Genomic DNA, 20,085 nt, shown 5'->3' with positions numbered 1-20,085 from the left:
AGGCTGATGATTCCGTTCCCACAGTAGGAGCGCCCTCGATGCCTGTCTAAGTGCATTTTTATATGCGTTGATACCTTTGCTGCATTACTGACCGGAGGGGCGCCGGTTACTCCATGGCGAACTCAAGGTCCCGAAGGAGGCGCGACAGCGCAGGATTGGTGACCCTCCGGTTCCACAGCGCATGCAGCTCCACCTGTTCGTGGTCGCCACCCTCCAGCGGGAGGAATTCAACGCCGCGGATACCTAGCATGGTGGCCGAGTGGGGCACGAAGGCCAGCCCGCGCTTGGCCGCCACCAGCGACACCATGGTGAGGATCTGGCTCACCGTGTGCACCACGTTGGTGTGGCGGATGGGGAGCATGCGCACCACCAGGTCATAGAAGTAGCGGGCCTGGGTGGCCGAGTGCATGATCAGGGGCTCATCGCTGAAATCGTCCGCGGCAATGCTCCGTTCCAGCTTCGTCAGCGGGTGCCCCTCGGGGACGGCCAGCATCATGGACTCGCGGTAGAGGAGATGCGAGTCAAAGGTCTCCCGGTCGAACGGCGGCCGTGCCAGCCCCAGGTCCAGTTCGCCCGTCAGCAGCCCGGCCAACTGGTCTCCGGTCACCAGTTCCTGCAGCTCGATGTCCACATCGGGGATGATGCCCGCGAGTTCCTCCAGCAGCGGACCCAGGATGCTGAAGCCGCTGGCCGCGGTGAAGCCTATCCGCAGGACGCCGGATTTGCCGGAAGCGATGCGGCGTGCGGTGACAGGTGCCCGCTCCGCGAGTGCCATGAGCCGGCGGGCCTCGTCCAGGAACGTCCGGCCGGCAGATGTCAGCTCCACTTTCCTGTTGTCCCGCTCCAGCAGTTCGGCGCCCACGGCCTTTTCGAGTTTCTGGATTTGCCGGCTCAGTGGCGGCTGCGTCATATTCAGGCGTTCTGCCGCCCTGCCGAAGTGGAGTTCCTCCGCTACGGCGATGAATCCGGCCAGTTGGTCGAAAGTGAACATGATGCCTTCCGGGTATCAAATGATGCAGATATGGGCTTAGACAGGCATCATAACTGCTCCCTACACTCAACACAGCGAGGCGGGGGTGACCCGCTTCACAGATGTACCGGGCGTCCCAGCCCGCACCTGCGCTTGCACCTAGGAGTCCCAATGATGCACTTCCCGTCCCGCCGCGCCGTTCTCGGAACGGCGTCGGCCTTCACCCTGCTGGCACTGACAGCCTGCGGCGGCAACGTTGCCGGCGGAGCCGCAGCCGGCAACCCGTCCAAGTACCCGGCCGGGCCCGTAACAATGACCGTGGGACAGGCCGCCGGCGGCAGCACGGACCTGATCGCCAGGGCGCTTGCAGACGGCGCCGCCAAGACCCTCGGAGCCCCGATGCCCGTGGTGAACAAGCCGGGCGCCAACGGCGCCCTCGCCACCAAGGAAGTTGCCGGCAAGACGGCCGACGGCCAGGAGCTGGTACTCCTCACAGCCTCCCTGGTCACCATCACCCCCCTTGCCGTGAGCAAGGACGAGGCAGTGAACCTCGACGACCTGGACATCATCACTGGACTTTCGCAGGACGACTACGTGCTGGTGGCCAGCCAGGGCTCCGGGTTCAGGAGCTTCAAGGACGTCACCGCCGCCGGCCGGAACGTCACGTTCGGGACCACCGGCGTGGGCACGGGCAGCCAGCTGGCCCAGACCGTCCTGTTCAAGCAGGCCAACGTGCAGGGCACCGATGTGCCGTTCGACAGTGGTAAGCCGGCACTGACCGCCGTCCTGGGCAACCAGGTGGAGCTGGCCACTGTCCAGCTGGGCGAAGCCATGGCACAGATCCAGGCCGGAAAAGTCACCCCTCTGCTGGTCTTCTCCGAAGGGCGCAACAGCTTCCTGCCTGACGTTCCGTCCGCCAAGGAAGCCGGCTACGACGTTCCCGTGGCACAGTACCGTGCGGTCGCGGCTCCCAAGGGCACTCCCCAGGAGGTCAAGGACAAGCTCGCCGCTGCATTCAAGGACACGTTCAAGACCGACGCCTACCAGGAGTTCAACAAGAAGAACCTCCTGACGCCCAAGGAGATCTCCGGCGAGGAAGTGGTAACGCAGTGGAAGGACTACGCCGCGAAGTACAAGTCCCTGGTGGAGAAGCACGGCATCAGCCTCAACGGGAACAAGTAACGGCCATGGGGACTACTCCAGCAGTGGCTGCCGGGCGGGGCGGCAGCTCCGCCCTTCCGCCGGGCTGTGACGGCCCGGAAGACCTGCCCGAGGCCCTGACCCCCGAAGAACTGGCTGCGCAGTGGGAGGAGGAAAAGCCTCCCGCTGCAGGCCCGCTCGCCAACGCGGCCTCATCCCTGGTGGTGCTCGCCGTCGGAACCGCCGCCCTGGCGCTGTCAGTTTCCATGGGCCTTGGCACTCCGGAGAAGCCCGAACCGGGGCTGTGGCCCTTCCTGACCAGCTGCGTGATGGTGGCCCTGGCCATCTTCCAGCTGGTGTGGGGCCGGCACAACCGGGACGCGGAGAAGTTCACCCGGATGTCCTTCGCGCCCCTCACTGGCCTGGCCACGCTGGCCGCCATGGTGGCGCTGATGCCGTTGATCGGGTTCGAGATTCCCGCCCTCATCCTGTGCATCATCTGGATGAAGTTCCTGGGCAGCGAGACCTGGCGTTCCACCCTCGTGATCAGTGCCATCGTCGTCGCGTCCTTCTACGGGATCTTCGTGCTGGCGCTGGGCACTTCCATCCCCCACCTCTTCTAGGAGACCGCCGTGGATTTCCTCAATCCTGTGATCAACGGTTTTTCCGTCGTCCTGGAACCAATGAACCTTCTCTACTGCCTGATTGGCGTGGTGATCGGCATGCTGATCGGCGTGCTGCCCGGGCTGGGCCCGGCCGCCACCATCGCCATCCTGCTTCCGCTGACCTACAGCGTGGAGCCGGTCACCGCCATCATCATGCTCGCCGGCATCTTCTACGGCGCCCAGTACGGTGGCACCATCACGTCCGTCCTGCTCCGGCTTCCCGGTGAGGCATCCTCCGTGGTCACCGTCTTCGACGGGTACCAGATGGCCAGGCAGGGCAAGGCCGGCACGGCCCTGGGCCTGGCGGCCATTGGGTCCTTCATCGGCGGAACCGCCTCGATTATCGGCCTGACCTTCCTGGCTCCCGTGGTGGCGGGCTTCGCGCTCGACTTCGGACCCGCGGAGTACTCCGCGCTGGCGCTGCTGGGCATCCTGCTGGTGGCAACCATCAGCGGAGGCGCCAAGGCCAAGGCACTCATCGCGGCCGCCGTCGGACTCCTGCTCGCTACCGTCGGCCGCGATATCTTTACCGGCGAAAGCCGCTTCACCTTCGGCAGCCTGCAGCTCGCGGACGGGATCGACTTCGTGCCCATCGCCATGGGCCTCTTCGGACTGGGCGAGATCCTCTACAACCTCGAGGAGCGGCACCGGGCTGCCAAGGCGCCGTCGAAGGTCTCGAATGTCTGGCCCTCCAGGTCCGACCTCAAGCAGGCATCGGGAGCCATTACCCGCGGCTCGGTCCTGGGCTTCTTCCTGGGCATTCTGCCCGGCGGCGGCGCCACCATCGCTTCCATGGCCTCGTATGCCATGGAGAAGAAACGGGCCAAGCAGCCGGAGCGGTTCGGCAAGGGCGCACCGGAAGGCGTGGCCGGCCCGGAAACCGCGAACAACGCGGCGGCAACGTCGTCGTTCATCCCGCTGCTGACCCTTGGCATTCCCGCCAACGCCACCATGGCGCTGATGTTCGGCGCGCTGCTGATCCAGGGTGTGACGCCTGGCCCGCAGCTGGTGGAACAGAACCCGGAGCTCTTCTGGGGCGTGGTCAACTCCATGTACATCGGCAACATCCTGCTGCTGATCATGAGCCTGCCCCTGGTGGGGATCTTCGTCCGCATCCTCCGCGTCCGGGCAGCCATCCTGGCGCCGGTCACCGCCCTGATCACCCTGCTGGGGGCCTACACCATCAACAACAGCATGTTCGACGTGACCCTGGTGGTGTTCTTCGGCGTGGTGGGCTACCTGATGAAGAAGTTCGGCTTCGAGCCCGGTCCGCTGGTTCTGGCCTTCGTCCTCGGCGAGCTGCTGGAAAGCTCACTGCGCCGCTCCCTGCTGGTCTTCGGCGGCGACGCCACCGGCTTCTTCACCCGCCCTATCTCGGCAACACTGCTGGTGGTCTTCGTGCTGGTGGCCGTGCTGCCAGGCCTCCGCAGCATGCTGGCCAAGCGCAAGGGCACGACGGCGGCAGTCGCCTCCGCCACGGACAGCACCAACAACATCAAGGAGAAGGTATGAGCATCATCGTTGGGTTCGTCCCCACGCCTGCCGGCGAGGCAGCCCTCGCCGCCGGGATCGCCGAAGCGCGGCTCCGGCAAAAGGACCTGTACATCGTGAACTCCGCCCGCCAGGGGGCGCTGGTGGACAAGTCCGTGGCCCCGGAGGACGTCCTGGCCCAGGCCGCGAAAAAGGCGGCCGACGCCGGAGTCAATGCCACCGTCATCCAGCCGCCGTACGAGCACGACCTGGCGGACGAGTTCCTGGACGTGGCCAGGGAAGTTGATGCTTCGCTGATCGTGATCGGCCTCCGCCACCGCACCCAGGTGGGCAAGTTCATCCTCGGCAGCCACGCCCAGCAGATCCTGATGCAGGCGGACCGGCCGGTGCTGGCCGTGAAGGCAGGGGTGCGTTCTTAATGGGTCGGGGCTTCACGCCAGCGCGGCGTCGCTGACCAGGGCACTAAGGATGGGCAGCTGGCCCTTCACGAGCTTGAGCCGCGCCTCCTGCTCGGGGAACCAGCGGGCGTCGTCGATTTCGGGGTAATGCTGGATCCTGCCGGACCCCTTGGGCCATTCCAGCGGAAACGTGTTGCTGCTGATCACGGCCGGGGCGAAGTCGGCCTGGGCCGCGAAGACCGTGATGAGCTTTCCGGACGGTTGCCGGAAATCGCCCAGAAGCCGGTACTCGGCGTCCGGGGCCGCGGTGCCCATTTCCTCGGCGAACTCGCGCAGCGCGGCAGCGCGTGGGTCTTCGCCCTCGCTGTATTCGCCTTTCGGAATCGACCAGGCATGCGCGTCCTTGCGGGCCCAGAACGGGCCGCCCATGTGGGCGATCCACACCTGCAGGCCCTCCCGGGCGCCGGCGGGCATGGCCGGGTCCTGCCGGTACAGCAGGATGCCGGCGCTTCGAATGGGCATTGATCCTCCAAGAAAGCCGCTGGGAACAGGAAAGGAAGTTGCCGTCCGCCGTTAACGTGGAGTTCACGGCCCTGCTTTAGGTTATTCCTTCAGGCACTCTGCCAGGCACTCTGGTCGAAAGGGACGGGACCACTCATGGCCAACATTGCCGAGGTTTTGGGGCGGCTTACGCCCGAAGAAGTCGATGAACTCCGCAGCCTTGGGCCGCAGGGCCACCTGCCGCGGCATCTGGTGGATGCCCTGGATCGTGCCGCCGGGGGAGCCGGATCGGGCCGCGGCTATTACGTGGTGAACGGCAACGTGAGCGCCACCGGGGGCCCCCTTCTCGTGCTGCGCAGCGACGTTTCCAACTGGCTGGCCGGCACGGGTTCCTGACCCACGTCGCCTGCCGACGGCGCGGTTCCTCCTGAGGGGCAGAACGGGAGCTCCCTGCGATGGCGGGTCAGGATTCCGGCAGGATGAATGTTGCCCTGGTACCCCGGCCGGGTTCACTCTCCAGGCTGATTGATCCGCCGTGGCCCTCAACAATGGTCTTGCTCACCGGCAGGCCCAGGCCGGCGCCGGGAATGGCGGTTTCACGCGACCGGGCCGAACGGAAGAACTTGCTGAAGGCCTGCTCCTGCTCCTCCCCGGTCATCCCCAAGCCGGTGTCCGTGATGGAGCAGGCCAGGCCCTCCCGGGTCCGGAAGGCCCGGGCGGTTATCAGGCCGCCGTTGGGGGAGTACTTGATGGCGTTCGAAAGCAGGTTCCGGATCACCTGGCCGATCCGTGCCGGATCCATCCTGGCATGAAGCGGCTGCTCCACATCGAGCACCAGCTGCAGTCCGTTGCCGGCAGCCGTGGGCGAAGCTGCGTCCACCTCCCGGGCCACCAGCCGGGCAAGGTCCGCCTGCTCCAGCGCGAGGTCCACGCGTTCCGAGGCGACCGCAATGAGGTCGTTGACGAGTCCCAGCAGGTGTTCGGCATTCCGGCGCACCACCAGGAGCTCGTCGCGGATGTCCTCATGCCCGGGTTCGTCCAGGACCAGTTCCAGGTAGCCGAGGATGGATGTCAGGGGGGTCCGCAGCTCGTGCGAAACCGTGGCAACGAAGTTGTCCTTGGCCGCCAGCGCACCGATCAGGCTGGTGACGTCCACAAACGTGATGACGGCGCCGCCTTCCTGCCCGCCCGCCGGAGGAAACCCGTGCGAGCTCACGGAATAGGCGCGCTGCCGGTCCGCCGGGCCGGCCCAGTACAGCTCGTCAATGAAGGCTTCTCCCGCTGCGGCGCGGGCAGCGGGAAGCAGGTTTGCCGGCACTGGAGTGGAGCGGTCGGCGGACATCAGGGGTGCCTGGCCCCCTGCCGGGCTGATGACGCCGGCAAGGGCAGGGTCCGCGTGCATTGCCCTGTTTGCCAGCACCGTGTTCCCTTTGGCGTCCACCACCCAAACGCCCAAGCCAACCGCCCTGAGCACTGCGTCGAGCAGGGCCTGCCGGCGGACGCTTTCACCGAGTGTTCGGCCCAGGTGCAGTTCGTTTTCCATGAGCTTGATCCGCTGGCGCCGGATGGTTGTGGCCATCACATGCGCGGTCACCGCTATGACTGACAGGACCAGGGGAAGGATCAGGGTCCTGATCATCGATCCCCCCAGCACCGGGGAGCCCTGGACAACAGACGGAACCACGGTACTGAGGACTGCCCCGGCCATGGCCAGGACAGGCATGTACGGCCGGTCGTGGACGGAGAGCCAGATGACGGGGAACACCAGCATGATGCTGAGGACGTTGAAGGGCGGGCCTCCCGCCTCACGGGTGAACCCGATGGCCAGGCAGTCGAGCAGCGGGATGACGGCGAACGCACCTGCAGGGAGCCGGCCCCAGGGTATTGCAAAGCACGCCGCGGCAATTGCCAGGTGGAAGAGCAGCGCCGCCACGAACAGGTTGTCGTCGAACGTCTCCGGGCTGAAGATTGCCGTGGCGATCACCACGAGTGCAACCGTGGCCGTGACCGGCAGCTGGCTTGCGGCCACGCGCTTCCGGATGCTCAGGCCTTCGAGCAGTCCGTCAATCCGGTCCGACACAACCGGCTGCACAGGTGCCATGCGTGCGCGGCCCGCACGGTCGGCGGTGCCCTGCTGTTCCTTGATTGCCATGCTTCCCCCAGCGCAGAAACCAAAAGCCTCCGTCTGCAAGAAGGTTTTGCACCAACAGTACCCGCCGAAAGCCCTGCAGAAACCAGGCAGGGCGTTCGGTGGGCGCCGGAAATCTCCTGCCGCTATCCGATCAGGAGGCTGAGCGCTTCCGTGAGGTGTTCCACTTCCCGGACCGAAAACCCTGCAGGCACAGGGCCCGGGCCGGTGTGGCTGGCCGGGACCACGGCGTGGGTGAATCCCAGCCGGTGCGCCTCCTGGATGCGCTGGTTGATGCCTGGTACTGGCCGGACTTCACCTGCCAGCCCCACCTCGCCGAAGGCGATCAGCCGGACAGGCAGGGGCTTGCGGGCCTTGGCCGACGCCACGGCGAGGGTCACCGCAAGGTCCGTTGCCGGTTCGCTGAGCTTCACCCCGCCCACGGTGGCAACGTACGAATCGTCCTTGTGCAGCTGGGTCCCTGCGCGCTGCTGCAGCACGGCCAGGAGCATGGACACCCGGGAACTGTCCAGCCCGCTGGTGGCCCGCCGCGGCTGAGAGTTGGGGCTTTCCGCCAGCAGCGACTGCACCTCCGCCAGCAGGGGGCGGCGTCCCTCCATGGTGACGGTGATGCAGGTCCCGGAAACCGGATCCTTGGTGCGGCTGACGAACAGCCCGCTGGGATCGGCCAGGCCCTCGATGCCGTTTTCATTCAGGTCGAAGCAGCCCACGTCATCCGTGGGCCCGTACCGGTTCTTCACGGCACGGAGCAGCCGCAGCCGGGAGTGCCGCTCACCTTCGAACTGGCACACCACGTCCACCAGGTGTTCCAGCAGCCGCGGTCCGGCAATGGAACCGTCCTTCGTGACGTGGCCCACCAGCAGGGTGGTCATGTTCCGCCGCTTGGCTGCGGCAATGATGGAAGCCGCCACTTCCCGGACCTGGGACACGCCACCGGCACTGCCGTCCACGTCCGCGCTGCTGAGCGTCTGCACCGAGTCCACGATCAGCAGCCGCGGTTCGATCTTCTCCACCTGCCCCAGCGCCTGCCCAAGGTCCGTCTCCGCGGACAGGTAGAGGGATTCGGCGACGGCGTCGATCCGCTCCGCCCGCAGCTTCACCTGGGCGGCCGACTCTTCGCCGGTGACATACAGGACGTCCTGGGCTGTCCGCGCGAACTTGGCGGCAACGTCCAGCAGCAGGGTGGACTTGCCGACCCCGGGCTCACCCGCCAGCAGGATGACGGCGCCGGGAACCAGTCCGCCGCCCAGCACCCTGTCCAGTTCATCCACCCCTGTTGGCAGGAACGCCGCGGTGGTGGCGTCCACGTCCGCGATCCGCCGCGCCGGCTCCACGACTGTTGTGGCCGCGGTGGTCCGCGCCACCGCCGTGCCTGTTTCCTCAACCGTGCCCCATGCCTGGCACTCGCCGCAGCGGCCCACCCACTTCACGGTGGTCCAGCCGCATTCGGCGCATTTGTATGCGGGCGCCTTGGAGGCCCGGGAAGTCTTTGTTGCCATGCGTCCAACCCTAGTGGCGGGCACCGACATCGGGCCCACCCCGCGCTGGGCCCGGGCCCATCCCGCCTACAGTGCGGGCAGCACGTCCCTGGCCTCGTCCGCGTCCATCCCCGTGGCCTCCAGCAGATCCACCATCAGTGGCCGGAACAGCATCACCACCGTTTCGCCCTCCATCCGCTGCACCTCCAGGAGTTTGGGGTGCAGGCGAAGGGCGATTTCGCTCAGGTCGCGCCGGGCCGTACGCAGATGGGCGCGGCGGACGCCGTCGTGCGATTCCGCAAGGCCCAGCGAAAGCTCATCAATCGCGGCAGCGGTCTCCTGCAGCACCTCCGCGATGCTGTCCGTGGCCTCGTCCGAGAGGGCGGCGTGGTTGATGGCGCTGGTGAGCCGCCGCGCAAAGACTCGGCTGTTGCGCAGGGCCAGGTCGATGAAGTCCAGCGACTGCTTGAGCCGGTCCAGTTCATCCCGGTGCCGGCGGTAGGCGGGCGCCAGCGTGGCAACTTCCCCGGAGGCCCGCAGCGACTGCCGCATGGCATCGACCAGGGGCTGGCAGTTCCTGCCGCGGATCAGCGCATGCCACGCTTGGGTAGAGTCGCTGTTGGCCAGCGCGGAGGCGCATTCCCGCAGCACTTCCGCCAGTTCGTGCAGCAGTTTCTGGACGTCGCGGCGTGGTTCCCGCCGTGGGTCCTTGGGCATGAGGATGGTCACCAGCAGGGCGCACAGGCCGCCCACCACCGCATCGATGCTCCGGGTGAACGGTCCGCCCGACGGCGCCGGAAGCAGCACCACCAGCAGCGACTGCAGGGCCAGTTGGGTGGTGAAGATGTTCCCGCTGTCAAGGAACCGCGCCAGCAGGATGGAGAAGAGAAGAACGACGGCGGCCACCCAGATTTCCCCGCCCAGCCAGTGCAGGAGCAGGTCGCCAACGGCGATCCCGATGGTGCAGCCCAGGCCCACTTCCATCACGCGCCGCAGCCGCGGTTCCCGCGAAAACCCGAGCGCGATCAGCGAGGAGGTGGCGGCAAACAGCGGGCCGGAGTGGCCCAGGACGTATTCCGCGAAGGCGTAGGCGCCCACCGCGCAGACGGTCATCTGGATGGCAGGGACGAACGAGTTGCGGCTCCGGATCAGGCCGGTCCGGACGCGGCTGCGCAGGAACCGTTGGGTTGCCGAGAGTCCTGCTTCGATTGCCATGGGTTCAAGTCTATTCAGTGGCGGTGGAGCACCCGGGCAGGCCACTACGGCCGGACCTGTGATCCGCGCAATGGTGACCCGGCATTTGTCAGCCAATATCCCGCCGTCGTTAATCCTCCGTTCACTTTGGACAGCCCATCCCGTTACCTGCAGCCCATAACTTACTGAAAGGTACACACCGTACGCATCGCGCAGCAGGGTTCTCCGGCCCTGTCCCGCACCTGAATAACCCTGGAAGGGGTACATCTAAGTGAAGGCACTCCGCTTCGGCCGCCACGCGGCTATCGCTGTCATCGCAGCCGGCGCACTCGCGCTCAGCGCCTGCGGTTCAGACAATGCCACGGGCACCGCTCCTGCCGGCAGCCAGTCCGCCGGCGGCACCAAGGTCACCGGCACGCTGACCGGCATCGGCTCCTCCGCCCAGGGCGCCGCCATGGACGCCTGGAAGACCAACTTTGCCTCCGCCAACTCCGGCGCCACCGTGCAGTACTCCCCGGACGGCTCCGGAGCAGGCCGCAAAGCCATCCTGGACGGCTCGGCCCAGTTCGCCGGCTCCGACGCGTACCTGAAGGATGACGAATACGCCTCCTCCAAGTCCGTCTGCGGCCCCGACGGCGCCATCAACGTCCCGGTCTACATCTCCCCGATCGCTGTGGCCTTCAACGTTCCCGGCGTCACGGACCTGAAGCTTGACGCCACCACCGTGGCCAAGATCTTCCGCGGCCAGATCACCAAGTGGAACGACCCCGCCATCGCCGCCCTGAACGCCGGCGTCTCCCTGCCCGACCTCAAGGTCACCCCGGTGAACCGCTCCGACGACTCGGGCACCACCCAGAACTTCACCGACTACCTGGCCGCCGCTGCGTCCGACGTCTGGACCGACAAGGCCGCCGGCGTCTGGCCTGCCAGCCTGCAGGGTGAGAACGCCAAGGGAACCTCCGGCGTGGTCAAGACCGTGACGGACACCCCCGGTGCCGTGACCTACGCCGACGACTCCGCCGTGAGCGGCAAGCTGGGCGTGGCCCAGATCAAGGTGGGCGAGTCCTTCACCAAGATCTCCGCCGATGCTGCCGCCAAGGCAGTGGACGCCGGCAAGCCGGTTGAAGGCCGCGCCGCCAACGACCTGTCCATCAAGCTGGACCGCAAGACCACCATCGAAGGCGCCTACCCGATCGTCCTGGTGTCCTTCCACGTCCTGTGCACCACGTACGACAAGCAGGAGACCGTGGACCTGGTCAAGGCCTTCGAGCACTACGTAGTTTCCGCTGAAGGCCAGAAGGCCGCAGCAGACTCGGCCAAGTCCGCTCCGCTGTCCTCGGACCTCGCAGCCAAGGCTGTCAAGGCGATCGACTCGATCAAGGCCAAGTCCTAGCCATCGCTGCAAAACCGGGTTCCCCGCCTGCCGGAAGGCAGTGCGGGGAACTTGGCTTTGCACCCTGCATTCCCAATCCAGCAACGACTCGAAGGGCCGTCGAATGACCGCCACCCCCCTGACAAGTACCCAAGGCGCCGGACGCGCCGGGGATAAAGTCTTTTCCGGCGCCACGCTGGCAGCCGGGTGCCTGATCCTTGCCGTCCTCTTCGGCGTCGCACTGTTCCTGGTTGTCCAGGCAGTTCCCGCCCTGACCGCGCCCGCCGACAAGATCCAGGGCGGCCAGGGCTTTTTCGCCTACATTTGGCCCATCGTGATCGGCACTCTCATCGCGGCCGTCATCGCACTGGTCATCGCCACCCCCATCGCCATTGGCGTGGCGCTGTTCATCTCACACTTCGCACCGCGCCGCCTTGCCTCCGGACTGGGCTATGTGGTTGACCTGCTCGCCGCCATTCCGTCCGTGGTCTACGGTGCCTGGGGTGCAGCGTTCCTGGCAAAGGAAATCTCTCCGGCGTACGTCTGGCTGGCGGCCAACATGGGCTGGCTTCCCATCTTCCAGGGTCCGGCCTCCACCACCGGCAAGACAATCCTCACCGCAGGCATCGTCCTGGCGGTCATGGTCCTGCCCATCATCACCTCGCTGTCGCGCGAGATTTTCCTGCAGACCCCCAAGCTGCATGAAGAAGCCGCGTTGGCCCTGGGCGCTACCCGCTGGGAAATGATCAAGATGGCAGTGCTGCCCTTCGGCAGGCCGGGCATCATCAGCGCCGTCATGCTGGGCCTGGGCCGCGCGCTGGGCGAAACCATGGCCGTTGCCCTGGTCCTGTCCTCCGGCGCTTTGACGGCCAGCCTGATCCAGTCCGGCAACCAAACCATCGCTGCCGAGATCGCCCTGAACTTCCCGGAAGCCAGCGGCATCAGGGTCAGCACGCTGATCGCCGCCGGCCTGGTCCTGTTCGTCATCACCCTGGCCGTGAACATGATCGCCCGCTGGGTCATCACCCGGCACAAAGAATTCTCGGGAGCCAACTAAATGACCTCCACGCTTACCCCCGTCCGCAGCAAGCGGTCGGCGCTCACCAAGGGCCAGCTGCCCAAGTATGCCCCCTACGCCGTCCTGGCTGCGGCCCTGATTGTTGGCGCCGCCATCCTGGCCCTGGTCGGCTTCAATGCGTTCGGCTGGGGACTGGTCTCCGCGATCCTGTTCGCCATCGGCCTGGTGTCCTGGAGCGCAGTGGTGGAAGGGTCCCGCAAGGCCAAGGACAAGCTGGCCACCTGCCTGGTGGTGGGCTCGTTCCTGGTGGCCCTCCTGCCCCTGGTTTCGGTGATCTGGACGGTGCTGGTGAACGGCATCCCGGGTCTTATGGACCCCGGGTTCCTCACCACCTCCATGAACGGCGTCACGGGCGCCTATGACAACAAGGCCGTGGAAAGCGGCGGCCCGGTGATGGGCGGCATCTACCACGCCCTCCTGGGCACGGTGCAGATCACCTTGCTTGCCACCGTAATTTCCGTTCCGGTGGGGCTGCTCACCGCCATCTACCTGGTGGAGTACGGCCACGACGGCCGCCTGGCCAGGGCCATCACGTTCTTCGTGGACGTCATGACCGGCATCCCCTCCATCGTGGCGGGCCTGTTCGCTGCCGCGTTCTTCTTCGTGGTGGTGGGCCCGGGCACCAAGACCGGTGCGGTGGCCGCCGTCGCGCTGTCGGTGCTGATGATCCCCGTGGTGGTCCGCTCCAGCGAGGAAATGCTCAAGATCGTCCCCAACGAACTCCGCGAGGCCGCCTACGCCCTGGGCGTGCGCAAGTGGCGCACCATCCTCAAGGTGGTTATTCCGACGGCGATTTCAGGCATCGCGTCCGGCGTCACCCTGGCGATTGCCCGGGTCATCGGCGAGACGGCGCCCATCCTGGTCACCGCCGGTTTTGCCACCAGCATCAACTCGAACGTCTTTGGCGGCTGGATGGCTTCGCTGCCCACGTTCATCTACACCCAGATCCTCAACCCCACCTCGCCCTCCAACCCGGACCCGTCCTCGCAGCGGGCCTGGGGCGCGGCGCTGGTGCTGATCATCCTGGTGATGGTCCTGAACCTGGTGGCCCGCCTGATCGCCAGGATCTTCGCCCCCAAAGCCGGCCGGTAACCAGGCCCTCCCTTCCGCCATACCGCGGCGGATCCTAGACTTCAATCCATACCCAGTAAGTGAAGGAACTCCATGTCTAAGCGCATCGACGTCAAGGACCTGAACGTGTACTACGGCGATTTCCTTGCCGTGGAGGACGTCAGCATCAACATCGAGGCCAAGTCCGTCACCGCGTTCATTGGCCCCTCCGGCTGCGGAAAGTCCACCTTCCTCCGCACCCTGAACCGCATGCACGAGGTCATCCCCGGCGCGCGCGTCGAGGGTGAGGTCCTGCTGGACGGCGACAACCTCTACGGCCCCGGCGTGGACCCCGTCACTGTGCGTTCCCAGATCGGCATGGTCTTCCAGCGCCCCAACCCGTTCCCCACCATGTCCATCCGCGACAATGTGCTGGCCGGCGTCAAGCTGAACAACAAGAAGATCTCCAAGGGTGAGGCCGACGTCCTGGTGGAGCGCTCGCTCAAGGGCGCCAACCTCTGGAACGAGGTCAAGGACCGGCTGGAGAAGCCCGGTTCCGGCCTTTCGGGCGGCCAGCAGCAGCGGCTCTGCATTGCCCGCGCCATCGCCGTGGAGCCGCAGGTGATCCTTATGGACGAGCCGTGCTCCGCCCTGGACCCCATTTCCACGCTGGCCATTGAGGACCTCATCAATGAGCTCAAGGACCAGTACACGGTAGTGATCGTTACCCACAACATGCAGCAGGCCGCGCGGGTTTCCGACCGGACGGCGTTCTTCAACATCGCGGGCACCGGCAAGCCGGGCAAGCTGATCGAATACGGCGACACCCACACGATCTTCAGCAACCCCGTCCAGAAGGCCACTGAGGACTACGTGTCCGGCCGCTTCGGATAGGGCACTCCAGCGTTGGCGATCTACTGGCCGGTTTAGTACGCTCATCTAGATACTTTTGAATCTAGTAGTAAGTCAGCTAAAGGAGTTTCGCCATGACGCAGACGGCCAGCAACGCCCTGGGCCCACAGCTTACGGTGTCCGTCCCCGGGCCGGGCGCACCGGCCCGGGATGCCGTGCTGCCCGTGGAGGGCTTTGCCGCAGCCGCCGACCTGGCAGGACCCCTTGCCGCCGGCCCCCTGGCCCCTGAGCTTCAACCACACCTCGGGCTGGCTGCGGCCGGCCTTGAGGAAGAGGGCGATGTCCTGTCGGAGGTGTGGCGCACCAGCTCCCACCTCGAAAGCATGCAGTGGGAACTGGACAACGCCCTGCAGTCCCTGCACCAGGCGGTCCGCAACGCCTCCGCGGCCGGAGTGGCACACCACGAACTCTGCACCGCGGCGAACCTGACCGCCGAGGAGCTCGCGGCCGTCCTGATGGCCGAAACCGATGGCCCGGCCGCCATCCAGCTCTGACCGGCGCCCGCCCGGGCCCGGGCGGGCTTATTCCGGAACTTCCAGCTGGAATCCGCAATGGCAGCGCAGGACCCGGGTGGGCAGGGACACCGCGTTGAGGCCACTGCCCGTGTTGCTGCTGCGATAGCAGAGCCGCTCAACCTCGTGTTCCGCTTCCTCCATGGGGCAGCCGCAGTGGATGTACTCGTCCCCGAAGAGGATCACTTTCGCCATCCAGCGGACCTGGTTCAGGGCGGCCGCCACGTCGGCAGCGAAGGCACTGTGTTCCTGGAACAGGTTGCAGTCGTTGCAGGTGTAGGAAACCGTGACAAGGTCCCCGCCGGCGGCGCCGATGGACGTGATGGCATGAATGGTCAGCTGGTGCCCGGTTCCGCAGGCCTCGCACTGAAGTTGCCGTGGCTGTGGCAGGGGGCGCCGGAAATACGGGGAAGACATGACGCCTGCTCTTTTCCGCTTTGTGCATCCAAGCCGCCGTGTTGCTGCAGCGGTTGCCCGTCCGCGGCCCTGCACGCGGCCCGGACGCCGGTCCCCGCACCTTTGGCCCGGGGCGCTTTTTTCGAATCTACGTCACGGGGGTGCCCCTGTACAGGGGAGCTCCACCCTCCGCTGCCAGGGCCCACCGGGGGTGGATTCGACAGGGGTGGACTAGGCAGAAACGGGGGACAGGGCCAGGGCCAGCACGAAGGCCAGGGCGCAGGTGGCCAGGGGCGTCAGGGCCCAGAGCCACAGGATCCTGATCACCAGCTTCCGGTTCGTTACCGAAAAATTCTGGTTCTCCCCGGCGCCCAGGGCCCCGGCGGTGACGGTATGGGTGGTGGAGAGCGGCCAGTGGAGCCCGATTGCGCCCACAAAGAGCATCAGTGCGCTGAAGGTCTGGGCCACCGATCCGCGCAGGGGGTCGATCCTGGTGAGTTTGTAGCCGATGGTGTGCGAGATCCGCCAACCTCCGAAGAGCGTCCCGGCGGTCATCATTACCGCGGAGAGTCCTGCCACCCACACGGGGATCCCGCCGTCGGAATAGCCTGCCGCCAGGAGGGCCAGCAGCAGTACCGCGCTGACGCGCTGGCCGTCCTGCAGGCCGTGGCCAAAGGCCACCGCGCCGGCCGCAACGGCCTGGCCCCTGCGAAAGCGTTGGTTCACCACATTGGGCTGCGTGTACCGGGCCACCCACGTGGCCGGATACACCAGCAGGAAGGAACCGCTGTAGGCCACAAGCGGGGACAGCACCAGGGGCAGCACCACTTGGAACAGCAGCGACTGGTCCACCCCGGCAACCCCCGGGCCGCCGATGGCAAGGCTGGCAAGGCCTGCGCCGGCAAGACCACCAACAAGGGCGTGGGTGGAGGACGCGGGGATGCCCCGCCGCCACATCAGCAGCCCCCAGGCGCAGGCGCTGGCCAGGCCGGCCACCAGGATGGTGAGCCCGTCGGCCCCGGCGGGAAGATGGATCCAGGTCTGGCTGGCGGCGACGGCAAGCAGGGCGCTCACCAGGGCGCCGACAAAGTTGAAGAACGCGGCAAGGAGCACGCCCACGCTGGGGGTGAGGGCCCGGTTCCGGACGGCAAGGGCCACTGAGGTGGACGCATCGCGGAAGCCGTTGAGAAAGGCAAACGCCGCCGCCAGCAGGACCACCGCCGCGAAGATGACTGCCGCCACCTCAGGATTCCTTGACGATGATGCTGCCTACCTGGGTGGCCACCCGCCGCATGTCCTTGGTGACCTCCACCAGCTGGTTGGCGATGTCCCGGTTGCGCGAGTACTGCGCCCATTTCATGTCCGCGATCATGTCCGCCACCCAAACCCGGTGGGTCCGCTCGGCACGCTTGGCCAGGCGCAGGATCTCGATCCAGTAGTCCTCAAGGTCATCCAGGTTGTTGAGCCTGCACATGGCGTCGACCGTCAGCTCGGCCTGCCGGCTGATGATCTCCAGCTGGTCCGCGGCGCGCTTGGGCAGGCGGTCCAGCTTGTACAGCGCCACCAGTTCCGCGGCGGCATCCATTTTCTCCATGGCCTCGTTGAGGTACCGGGAGAGGGCGTACATGTCCTCGCGGGGGAGCGGGTTCACGAAGCTGGTGCGCATGTGGGTCAGCAGGGCGAAATGCAGTTCGGCGGACTTGGCCTCGAGGTTGTGCATGTCCTCCACGAGGTTGCCGTGCTCGTCCGCGGGTACGCCAAGGATTTCGGCCAGGGTGGCGGTGGCCAGCACGATCTGTTGTGCCATCTGCGAGAGCAGGTTCAGCCCTGCGGGCTCCTGGGGGAAAAGGCGCAGCTTCACGTGTTTACCGGTCTCCGGGGACTTATCAAGGCGGGGGTCGCTGCCGTGTGACTTGACTCCGGCGCGCAACTGTCGCCTACTCTACCGGCCCGAAAGAGCACCTCTGAATTGTCCACCCTGAAGAGGGCAGAAAAATGGTGCCGAACCGGATACGCCTCTCGGCGGTAGGCCGCTCTAGGCGGCTAATTGTTGAAGCCCGGGGGTTTCGCGGCTCGGCACCGGTTTCAGTCTTCTACTTCACCCGGCCCAAGTCAATCTTGACAGCGGCGCCCTTGTTCGTCCCGGAAATAAGCGCCGGGGGGTGCCGGGCAGGCTCGAGCAACCAGCCCTGTACGGCCGGTTACCCGGTCCCGGCGGCCACTCAGTCCAGTTCGCCCAGGCGCCACGCGTTGGCGGCGTGCTCCAGGTCCTCGGCGGTCTTGACCAACTGGTGGGAGTTGCGGGTCAGCTTGCTGGCGTGTGCCTCGTTGGCGTGTTCGGCGCCGTCGGCAAGGGTGGCCTGGCCCAGCGCCACTACCCGGCAGAAGGCGGCGGACCGTTCCAGCGCGACGTCGAAATCGCCGTCGAACGCGCCGGAAAGGATTGCGTCGGCCATGGTGCGCATTTCCTCCGCGCCGGGTGGTTCAGCCGCGCCGGCCACCACGTTGGAGACCTGCGCGGTGTCCCGGCCCGCGCGGAAATACACCGAGATGCGTTCCGGATCCTGGACCGTGGCAGCGCGCAGCGCGTAAAGCCGCCATAGGGCGCCGGGAAGGGAGCGGGCCGGGCTCTCGGCCCACATCTCGGCGATGGCCTCCAGGCCCTGTTCGTCGGCAAGCTTCACGAGGCGTTCGGTGACCACCGGATCATCGCTGTCCCGGCCGTGGCGGACCAGGGCCTGCGCGGCGAGGTGGGCGGCCTCCGAGACGCGGGCGGGATCGGCCCCGCCGGCGAAGGGCTCGAAATCCATCGGGGCGAAAGGCTTGGGCTTGTGGTGCCGGTTGCTGCCGCCGTAAGGACTGGTTCCTGCTTGCTCGCTCATGCCCCCACGCTACTCCTGTGCCGCGGCGGAAATCGAGCGTCTGCGGCGCCCGGCTTCACCTGCGGGAAGAGGCGTCAAAAGGGGGATGAAAGCGTCCGACGACGGCGCCTGGGCCATGTGCGAAGCCGCCGGAACCATGGGTTAGAGTATTAACGTCCAGAAATGGATTGGGCCGGATGGGCAGACACAGCGTGTTTGGCTGGCCGGCAGGGGCCTTTAGCTCAGTTGGTAGAGCATCGGACTTTTAATCCGTGGGTCGTGGGTTCGAGCCCCACAGGGCCCACCGTTTACGCAGGCCAGAGGCATCCAGCCTCTGGCCTGCCGGTGGTTTCAGGGCCGTGGCCAACTATTGCGCGGGCGTCCGCGGGCCGGCCTGCAAGCGTTTGGGTGCCTCACGGCCGGGATGGCGATGCCGGGGGAATCTGGCTGACCAGCCCCAGGGTGTTTCCCTCGCTGTCCCGGATGAATGCCATCCACTCCTCCGTGCCGGCGGGCCCCAGCAGGCCGTCGTCGTGGCTGAAGATCACCCGCGGTTCGGCCACTATTTCCACTCCCCGGCCCTTGAGTTGCTCCACAGTGCGCTTCACATCGGGAACGCCAAGATAGAGAAGCGAACTCGGCGCGCCCTGCTCCAGCAACAGCCGTACGCCGTCAAGGTCGAAGAACAGCAGCCCGGGCGGATCGAACACGGCCGTGTATCTTGCCGAAAGCAAGGCGCTGTAAAACTCCGCTGCCCGCTGCAGATCACTGGCGTGTTGAGCGACCTGAACCAAGCGCATGACCCCCGCCTTTTCCCAACCGTTCGATGCGTCAATCCTGCTCGGAAAGCAGGTGTGCGGGCAAGGGATCCCACACCGCCGGGCCCTGACCGGTCCCATCCATTGCTCCGGCCCTTGGTAACCCCCGCCTCAGGCATGCACGATGTTCCCGTTGCGCGGCAGTCCGCCGCGGAACGAGAGGGGAACGCCGGAAGCCCGGGCTGGATCGGCGGAATCCATGGCCTGCACATGCAGATGCGGTTCCGTGCTGTTGCCGGAGTTGCCGCAGCGGCCTACCATCTCCCCGCACTCAACCGGCTGGCCGGGCCGGACGCGGACGCTCCCGCGCTGCAGGTGGCACAGGGCGATGAACACCGCGCCGCTCCCGATGATCACGTGGTTGCCTGCAAGGCCCGGCCATCCCTCCCGCACCCGCCTGGCCTGCGAAGCGGCGTAACGAATGGATGGAAAGCCGCGGAAGGCGGCATGGTCCGGCTCCCCGTCATGGGCGGCGAGGACAATACCGGAGGCTGGGGCTGTCACAGCCCTGCCAAACCCCACGAACTGCTCCGGCGGCTCGGGCCGGAACAGCGACGCCAGGGTGACCGGCGCAGACCGCCCGTTCCGGTCCAGCGGGGTGAAGTCGATGGCGTGGCTCGTGGCGAAAAGCCGTGTCCCGTGGCTGGGGATCCGGTTGGCTGGAGAATTCTGCACCAGCCAGGGACCGGTGAACGGATACTCCAGGTCCGCAGGGGTCGCCGCAGGCATGGTTTGGCGGGGCTTGATGGGTCAGCTGGCGGGATCGTACTGGAAGGCGCGCACTTCCTGTGCGCAGCGGCAGGCCGCGGCGATCTTCGCGGCCCAGTGCAGTGCGGCTTCGTAGCCGGGCAGTTCCAGCACTGTGTAGCCGCCTTCGATCTGCGCCGTCTGGGGGTAGGTGCCTTCGCTCACCGTACCGTCGCCGTCGACCATCACGGGCGGAACGCTCTCGTCGATGCCGCCGCCGAACACCCAGACGCCGGCGTCCTTCGCCTCCTGGACCACGGCATGCGCGGCGTCCGCTACGGCCTGCAGGCCACCATCCGGGATGTCCATGGCGCCGCTGGGAAACGAGATCAGGTATTTGGTCATTCTCACGG

General features: G+C 66.5%; 22 protein-coding genes and 1 tRNA gene. 11 read left to right on the top strand and 12 right to left on the bottom strand.

What is annotated here, in order from left to right; translation table 11 throughout:
* Positions 1-106: 106 nt before the first annotated feature.
* A complete protein-coding gene (locus ASG79_RS03095; RefSeq protein WP_056388362.1) occupies positions 107-991 on the bottom strand; it encodes a LysR family transcriptional regulator in 885 nt (294 codons plus the stop codon).
* Positions 992-1,141: 150 nt separating this feature from the next.
* On the opposite strand from ASG79_RS03095, the gene ASG79_RS03090 reads away from it, so the two are divergent.
* Genes ASG79_RS03090 through ASG79_RS03075 form a run of 4 tightly spaced genes read left to right on the top strand, consistent with a single transcriptional unit; the run spans position 1,142 to position 4,685 of the window.
* Positions 1,142-2,152: a tripartite tricarboxylate transporter substrate binding protein gene (locus tag ASG79_RS03090; protein ID WP_056388360.1), complete on the top strand. Its 1,011-nt coding sequence runs from the start codon at positions 1,142-1,144 to the stop codon at positions 2,150-2,152.
* A 5-nt stretch (positions 2,153-2,157) separates the two neighbouring features.
* Positions 2,158-2,733 (top strand): tripartite tricarboxylate transporter TctB family protein, encoded by a 576-nt coding sequence (locus ASG79_RS03085; protein WP_056388358.1) that lies wholly within the window; start codon positions 2,158-2,160, stop codon positions 2,731-2,733.
* Between the two features lie 9 nt (positions 2,734-2,742).
* Positions 2,743-4,287, top strand: coding sequence for a tripartite tricarboxylate transporter permease (locus ASG79_RS03080; RefSeq protein ID WP_018770937.1), 1,545 nt, complete (start codon positions 2,743-2,745; stop codon positions 4,285-4,287).
* A complete protein-coding gene (locus tag ASG79_RS03075; protein WP_018770936.1) occupies positions 4,284-4,685 on the top strand; it encodes a universal stress protein in 402 nt (133 codons plus the stop codon). The genes ASG79_RS03080 and ASG79_RS03075 overlap by 4 nt, the downstream gene beginning before the upstream one ends.
* Before the next feature lie 12 nt (positions 4,686-4,697).
* Here ASG79_RS03075 and ASG79_RS03070 read toward each other — a convergent pair whose 3' ends face one another.
* Positions 4,698-5,186 carry an NUDIX domain-containing protein gene (locus ASG79_RS03070; RefSeq protein WP_018770935.1) on the bottom strand — a complete coding sequence of 163 codons (489 nt, stop codon included), beginning with the start codon at positions 5,184-5,186 and terminating at the stop codon, positions 4,698-4,700.
* 135 nt (positions 5,187-5,321) lie between these two features.
* Between ASG79_RS03070 and ASG79_RS03065 the strand changes: the two genes are divergently transcribed.
* On the top strand, positions 5,322-5,561 hold the full coding sequence (locus tag ASG79_RS03065; RefSeq protein ID WP_056388356.1) for a hypothetical protein: 240 nt from the start codon (positions 5,322-5,324) through the stop codon (positions 5,559-5,561).
* Between the two features lie 67 nt (positions 5,562-5,628).
* Here the strand turns inward: ASG79_RS03065 and ASG79_RS03060 are convergent, their stop codons facing one another.
* The 3 genes from ASG79_RS03060 to ASG79_RS03050 form a co-directional block, all read right to left on the bottom strand.
* Entirely contained in the window at positions 5,629-7,317 is a 1,689-nt protein-coding gene (locus tag ASG79_RS03060; RefSeq protein WP_056388355.1) for a sensor histidine kinase, read from the bottom strand.
* A gap of 122 nt (positions 7,318-7,439) precedes the next feature.
* Positions 7,440-8,813, bottom strand: a complete 1,374-nt coding sequence (gene radA, locus ASG79_RS03055; protein WP_056388353.1) for a DNA repair protein RadA — start codon at positions 8,811-8,813, stop codon at positions 7,440-7,442.
* 66 nt (positions 8,814-8,879) lie between these two features.
* The gene (locus ASG79_RS03050) at positions 8,880-10,007 is read right to left on the bottom strand and encodes an FUSC family protein (RefSeq protein WP_056388351.1); all 1,128 of its coding nucleotides are present in this window, start codon (positions 10,005-10,007) and stop codon (positions 8,880-8,882) included.
* A 250-nt stretch (positions 10,008-10,257) separates the two neighbouring features.
* On the opposite strand from ASG79_RS03050, the gene pstS reads away from it, so the two are divergent.
* The 5 genes from pstS to ASG79_RS03025 all read left to right on the top strand — a co-directional run bounded on the left by pstS (position 10,258) and on the right by ASG79_RS03025 (position 14,892).
* Entirely contained in the window at positions 10,258-11,379 is a 1,122-nt protein-coding gene (gene pstS, locus ASG79_RS03045) for a phosphate ABC transporter substrate-binding protein PstS (RefSeq protein WP_018770930.1), read from the top strand.
* 103 nt (positions 11,380-11,482) lie between these two features.
* On the top strand, positions 11,483-12,415 hold the full coding sequence (gene pstC, locus ASG79_RS03040) for a phosphate ABC transporter permease subunit PstC (RefSeq protein WP_018770929.1): 933 nt from the start codon (positions 11,483-11,485) through the stop codon (positions 12,413-12,415).
* A complete protein-coding gene (pstA, locus tag ASG79_RS03035; RefSeq protein WP_056388348.1) occupies positions 12,416-13,528 on the top strand; it encodes a phosphate ABC transporter permease PstA in 1,113 nt (370 codons plus the stop codon).
* Positions 13,529-13,600: 72 nt separating this feature from the next.
* Positions 13,601-14,380, top strand: a complete 780-nt coding sequence (gene pstB, locus ASG79_RS03030) for a phosphate ABC transporter ATP-binding protein PstB (RefSeq protein WP_018770927.1) — start codon at positions 13,601-13,603, stop codon at positions 14,378-14,380.
* Positions 14,381-14,472: 92 nt separating this feature from the next.
* A complete protein-coding gene (locus tag ASG79_RS03025; protein ID WP_056388347.1) occupies positions 14,473-14,892 on the top strand; it encodes a hypothetical protein in 420 nt (139 codons plus the stop codon).
* 27 nt (positions 14,893-14,919) lie between these two features.
* Here ASG79_RS03025 and ASG79_RS03020 read toward each other — a convergent pair whose 3' ends face one another.
* The 4 genes from ASG79_RS03020 to ASG79_RS03005 all read right to left on the bottom strand — a co-directional run bounded on the left by ASG79_RS03020 (position 14,920) and on the right by ASG79_RS03005 (position 18,188).
* Positions 14,920-15,327 (bottom strand): hypothetical protein, encoded by a 408-nt coding sequence (locus ASG79_RS03020; protein WP_056388345.1) that lies wholly within the window; start codon positions 15,325-15,327, stop codon positions 14,920-14,922.
* Between the two features lie 210 nt (positions 15,328-15,537).
* Positions 15,538-16,548: an inorganic phosphate transporter gene (locus ASG79_RS03015; protein WP_018770924.1), complete on the bottom strand. Its 1,011-nt coding sequence runs from the start codon at positions 16,546-16,548 to the stop codon at positions 15,538-15,540.
* A gap of 1 nt (position 16,549) precedes the next feature.
* Complete coding sequence (locus tag ASG79_RS03010) at positions 16,550-17,167, bottom strand: DUF47 domain-containing protein (RefSeq protein ID WP_018770923.1); 618 nt, start codon at positions 17,165-17,167, stop codon at positions 16,550-16,552.
* Between the two features lie 361 nt (positions 17,168-17,528).
* Entirely contained in the window at positions 17,529-18,188 is a 660-nt protein-coding gene (locus ASG79_RS03005; RefSeq protein WP_018770922.1) for a hypothetical protein, read from the bottom strand.
* Between the two features lie 210 nt (positions 18,189-18,398).
* On the opposite strand from ASG79_RS03005, the gene ASG79_RS03000 reads away from it, so the two are divergent.
* A tRNA-Lys gene (locus ASG79_RS03000) sits at positions 18,399-18,471 on the top strand.
* 109 nt (positions 18,472-18,580) lie between these two features.
* On the opposite strand, the gene ASG79_RS02995 is transcribed toward ASG79_RS03000, so the two are convergent.
* From ASG79_RS02995 to ASG79_RS02985, 3 genes are all read right to left on the bottom strand, one after another.
* Positions 18,581-18,967: a VOC family protein gene (locus tag ASG79_RS02995; protein WP_018770921.1), complete on the bottom strand. Its 387-nt coding sequence runs from the start codon at positions 18,965-18,967 to the stop codon at positions 18,581-18,583.
* Positions 18,968-19,096: 129 nt separating this feature from the next.
* On the bottom strand, positions 19,097-19,714 hold the full coding sequence (locus ASG79_RS02990; RefSeq protein ID WP_056388343.1) for a M23 family metallopeptidase: 618 nt from the start codon (positions 19,712-19,714) through the stop codon (positions 19,097-19,099).
* Between the two features lie 21 nt (positions 19,715-19,735).
* Positions 19,736-20,077, bottom strand: a complete 342-nt coding sequence (locus ASG79_RS02985) for a YciI family protein (protein ID WP_056388341.1) — start codon at positions 20,075-20,077, stop codon at positions 19,736-19,738.
* Positions 20,078-20,085 lie beyond the last annotated feature (8 nt).

Origin of the sequence: Arthrobacter sp. Soil761, from assembly GCF_001428325.1 — a bacterium.
In the GTDB taxonomy this organism is placed as follows: Bacteria; Actinomycetota; Actinomycetes; order Actinomycetales; family Micrococcaceae; genus Arthrobacter.
This window is presented reverse-complemented; position numbering and strand designations above follow the sequence as displayed.

Bases quoted from the DNA above. Each gene is read 5' to 3' on its own strand.
- ASG79_RS03095 (WP_056388362.1), bottom strand. From the start codon at position 991: ATGTTCACTTTCGACCAACTGGCCGGATTCATCGCCGTAGCGGAGGAA.
- ASG79_RS03090 (WP_056388360.1), top strand. From the start codon at position 1,142: ATGATGCACTTCCCGTCCCGCCGCGCCGTTCTCGGAACGGCGTCGGCC.
- ASG79_RS03085 (WP_056388358.1), top strand. From the start codon at position 2,158: ATGGGGACTACTCCAGCAGTGGCTGCCGGGCGGGGCGGCAGCTCCGCC.
- ASG79_RS03075 (WP_018770936.1), top strand. From the start codon at position 4,284: ATGAGCATCATCGTTGGGTTCGTCCCCACGCCTGCCGGCGAGGCAGCC.
- ASG79_RS03070 (WP_018770935.1), bottom strand. From the start codon at position 5,186: ATGCCCATTCGAAGCGCCGGCATCCTGCTGTACCGGCAGGACCCGGCC.
- ASG79_RS03065 (WP_056388356.1), top strand. From the start codon at position 5,322: ATGGCCAACATTGCCGAGGTTTTGGGGCGGCTTACGCCCGAAGAAGTC.
- ASG79_RS03060 (WP_056388355.1), bottom strand. From the start codon at position 7,317: ATGGCAATCAAGGAACAGCAGGGCACCGCCGACCGTGCGGGCCGCGCA.
- radA (WP_056388353.1), bottom strand. From the start codon at position 8,813: ATGGCAACAAAGACTTCCCGGGCCTCCAAGGCGCCCGCATACAAATGC.
- ASG79_RS03050 (WP_056388351.1), bottom strand. From the start codon at position 10,007: ATGGCAATCGAAGCAGGACTCTCGGCAACCCAACGGTTCCTGCGCAGC.
- pstC (WP_018770929.1), top strand. From the start codon at position 11,483: ATGACCGCCACCCCCCTGACAAGTACCCAAGGCGCCGGACGCGCCGGG.
- pstA (WP_056388348.1), top strand. From the start codon at position 12,416: ATGACCTCCACGCTTACCCCCGTCCGCAGCAAGCGGTCGGCGCTCACC.
- pstB (WP_018770927.1), top strand. From the start codon at position 13,601: ATGTCTAAGCGCATCGACGTCAAGGACCTGAACGTGTACTACGGCGAT.
- ASG79_RS03025 (WP_056388347.1), top strand. From the start codon at position 14,473: ATGACGCAGACGGCCAGCAACGCCCTGGGCCCACAGCTTACGGTGTCC.
- ASG79_RS03020 (WP_056388345.1), bottom strand. From the start codon at position 15,327: ATGTCTTCCCCGTATTTCCGGCGCCCCCTGCCACAGCCACGGCAACTT.
- ASG79_RS03005 (WP_018770922.1), bottom strand. From the start codon at position 18,188: ATGAGCGAGCAAGCAGGAACCAGTCCTTACGGCGGCAGCAACCGGCAC.
- ASG79_RS02995 (WP_018770921.1), bottom strand. From the start codon at position 18,967: ATGCGCTTGGTTCAGGTCGCTCAACACGCCAGTGATCTGCAGCGGGCA.
- ASG79_RS02990 (WP_056388343.1), bottom strand. From the start codon at position 19,714: ATGCCTGCGGCGACCCCTGCGGACCTGGAGTATCCGTTCACCGGTCCC.
- ASG79_RS02985 (WP_056388341.1), bottom strand. From the start codon at position 20,077: ATGACCAAATACCTGATCTCGTTTCCCAGCGGCGCCATGGACATCCCG.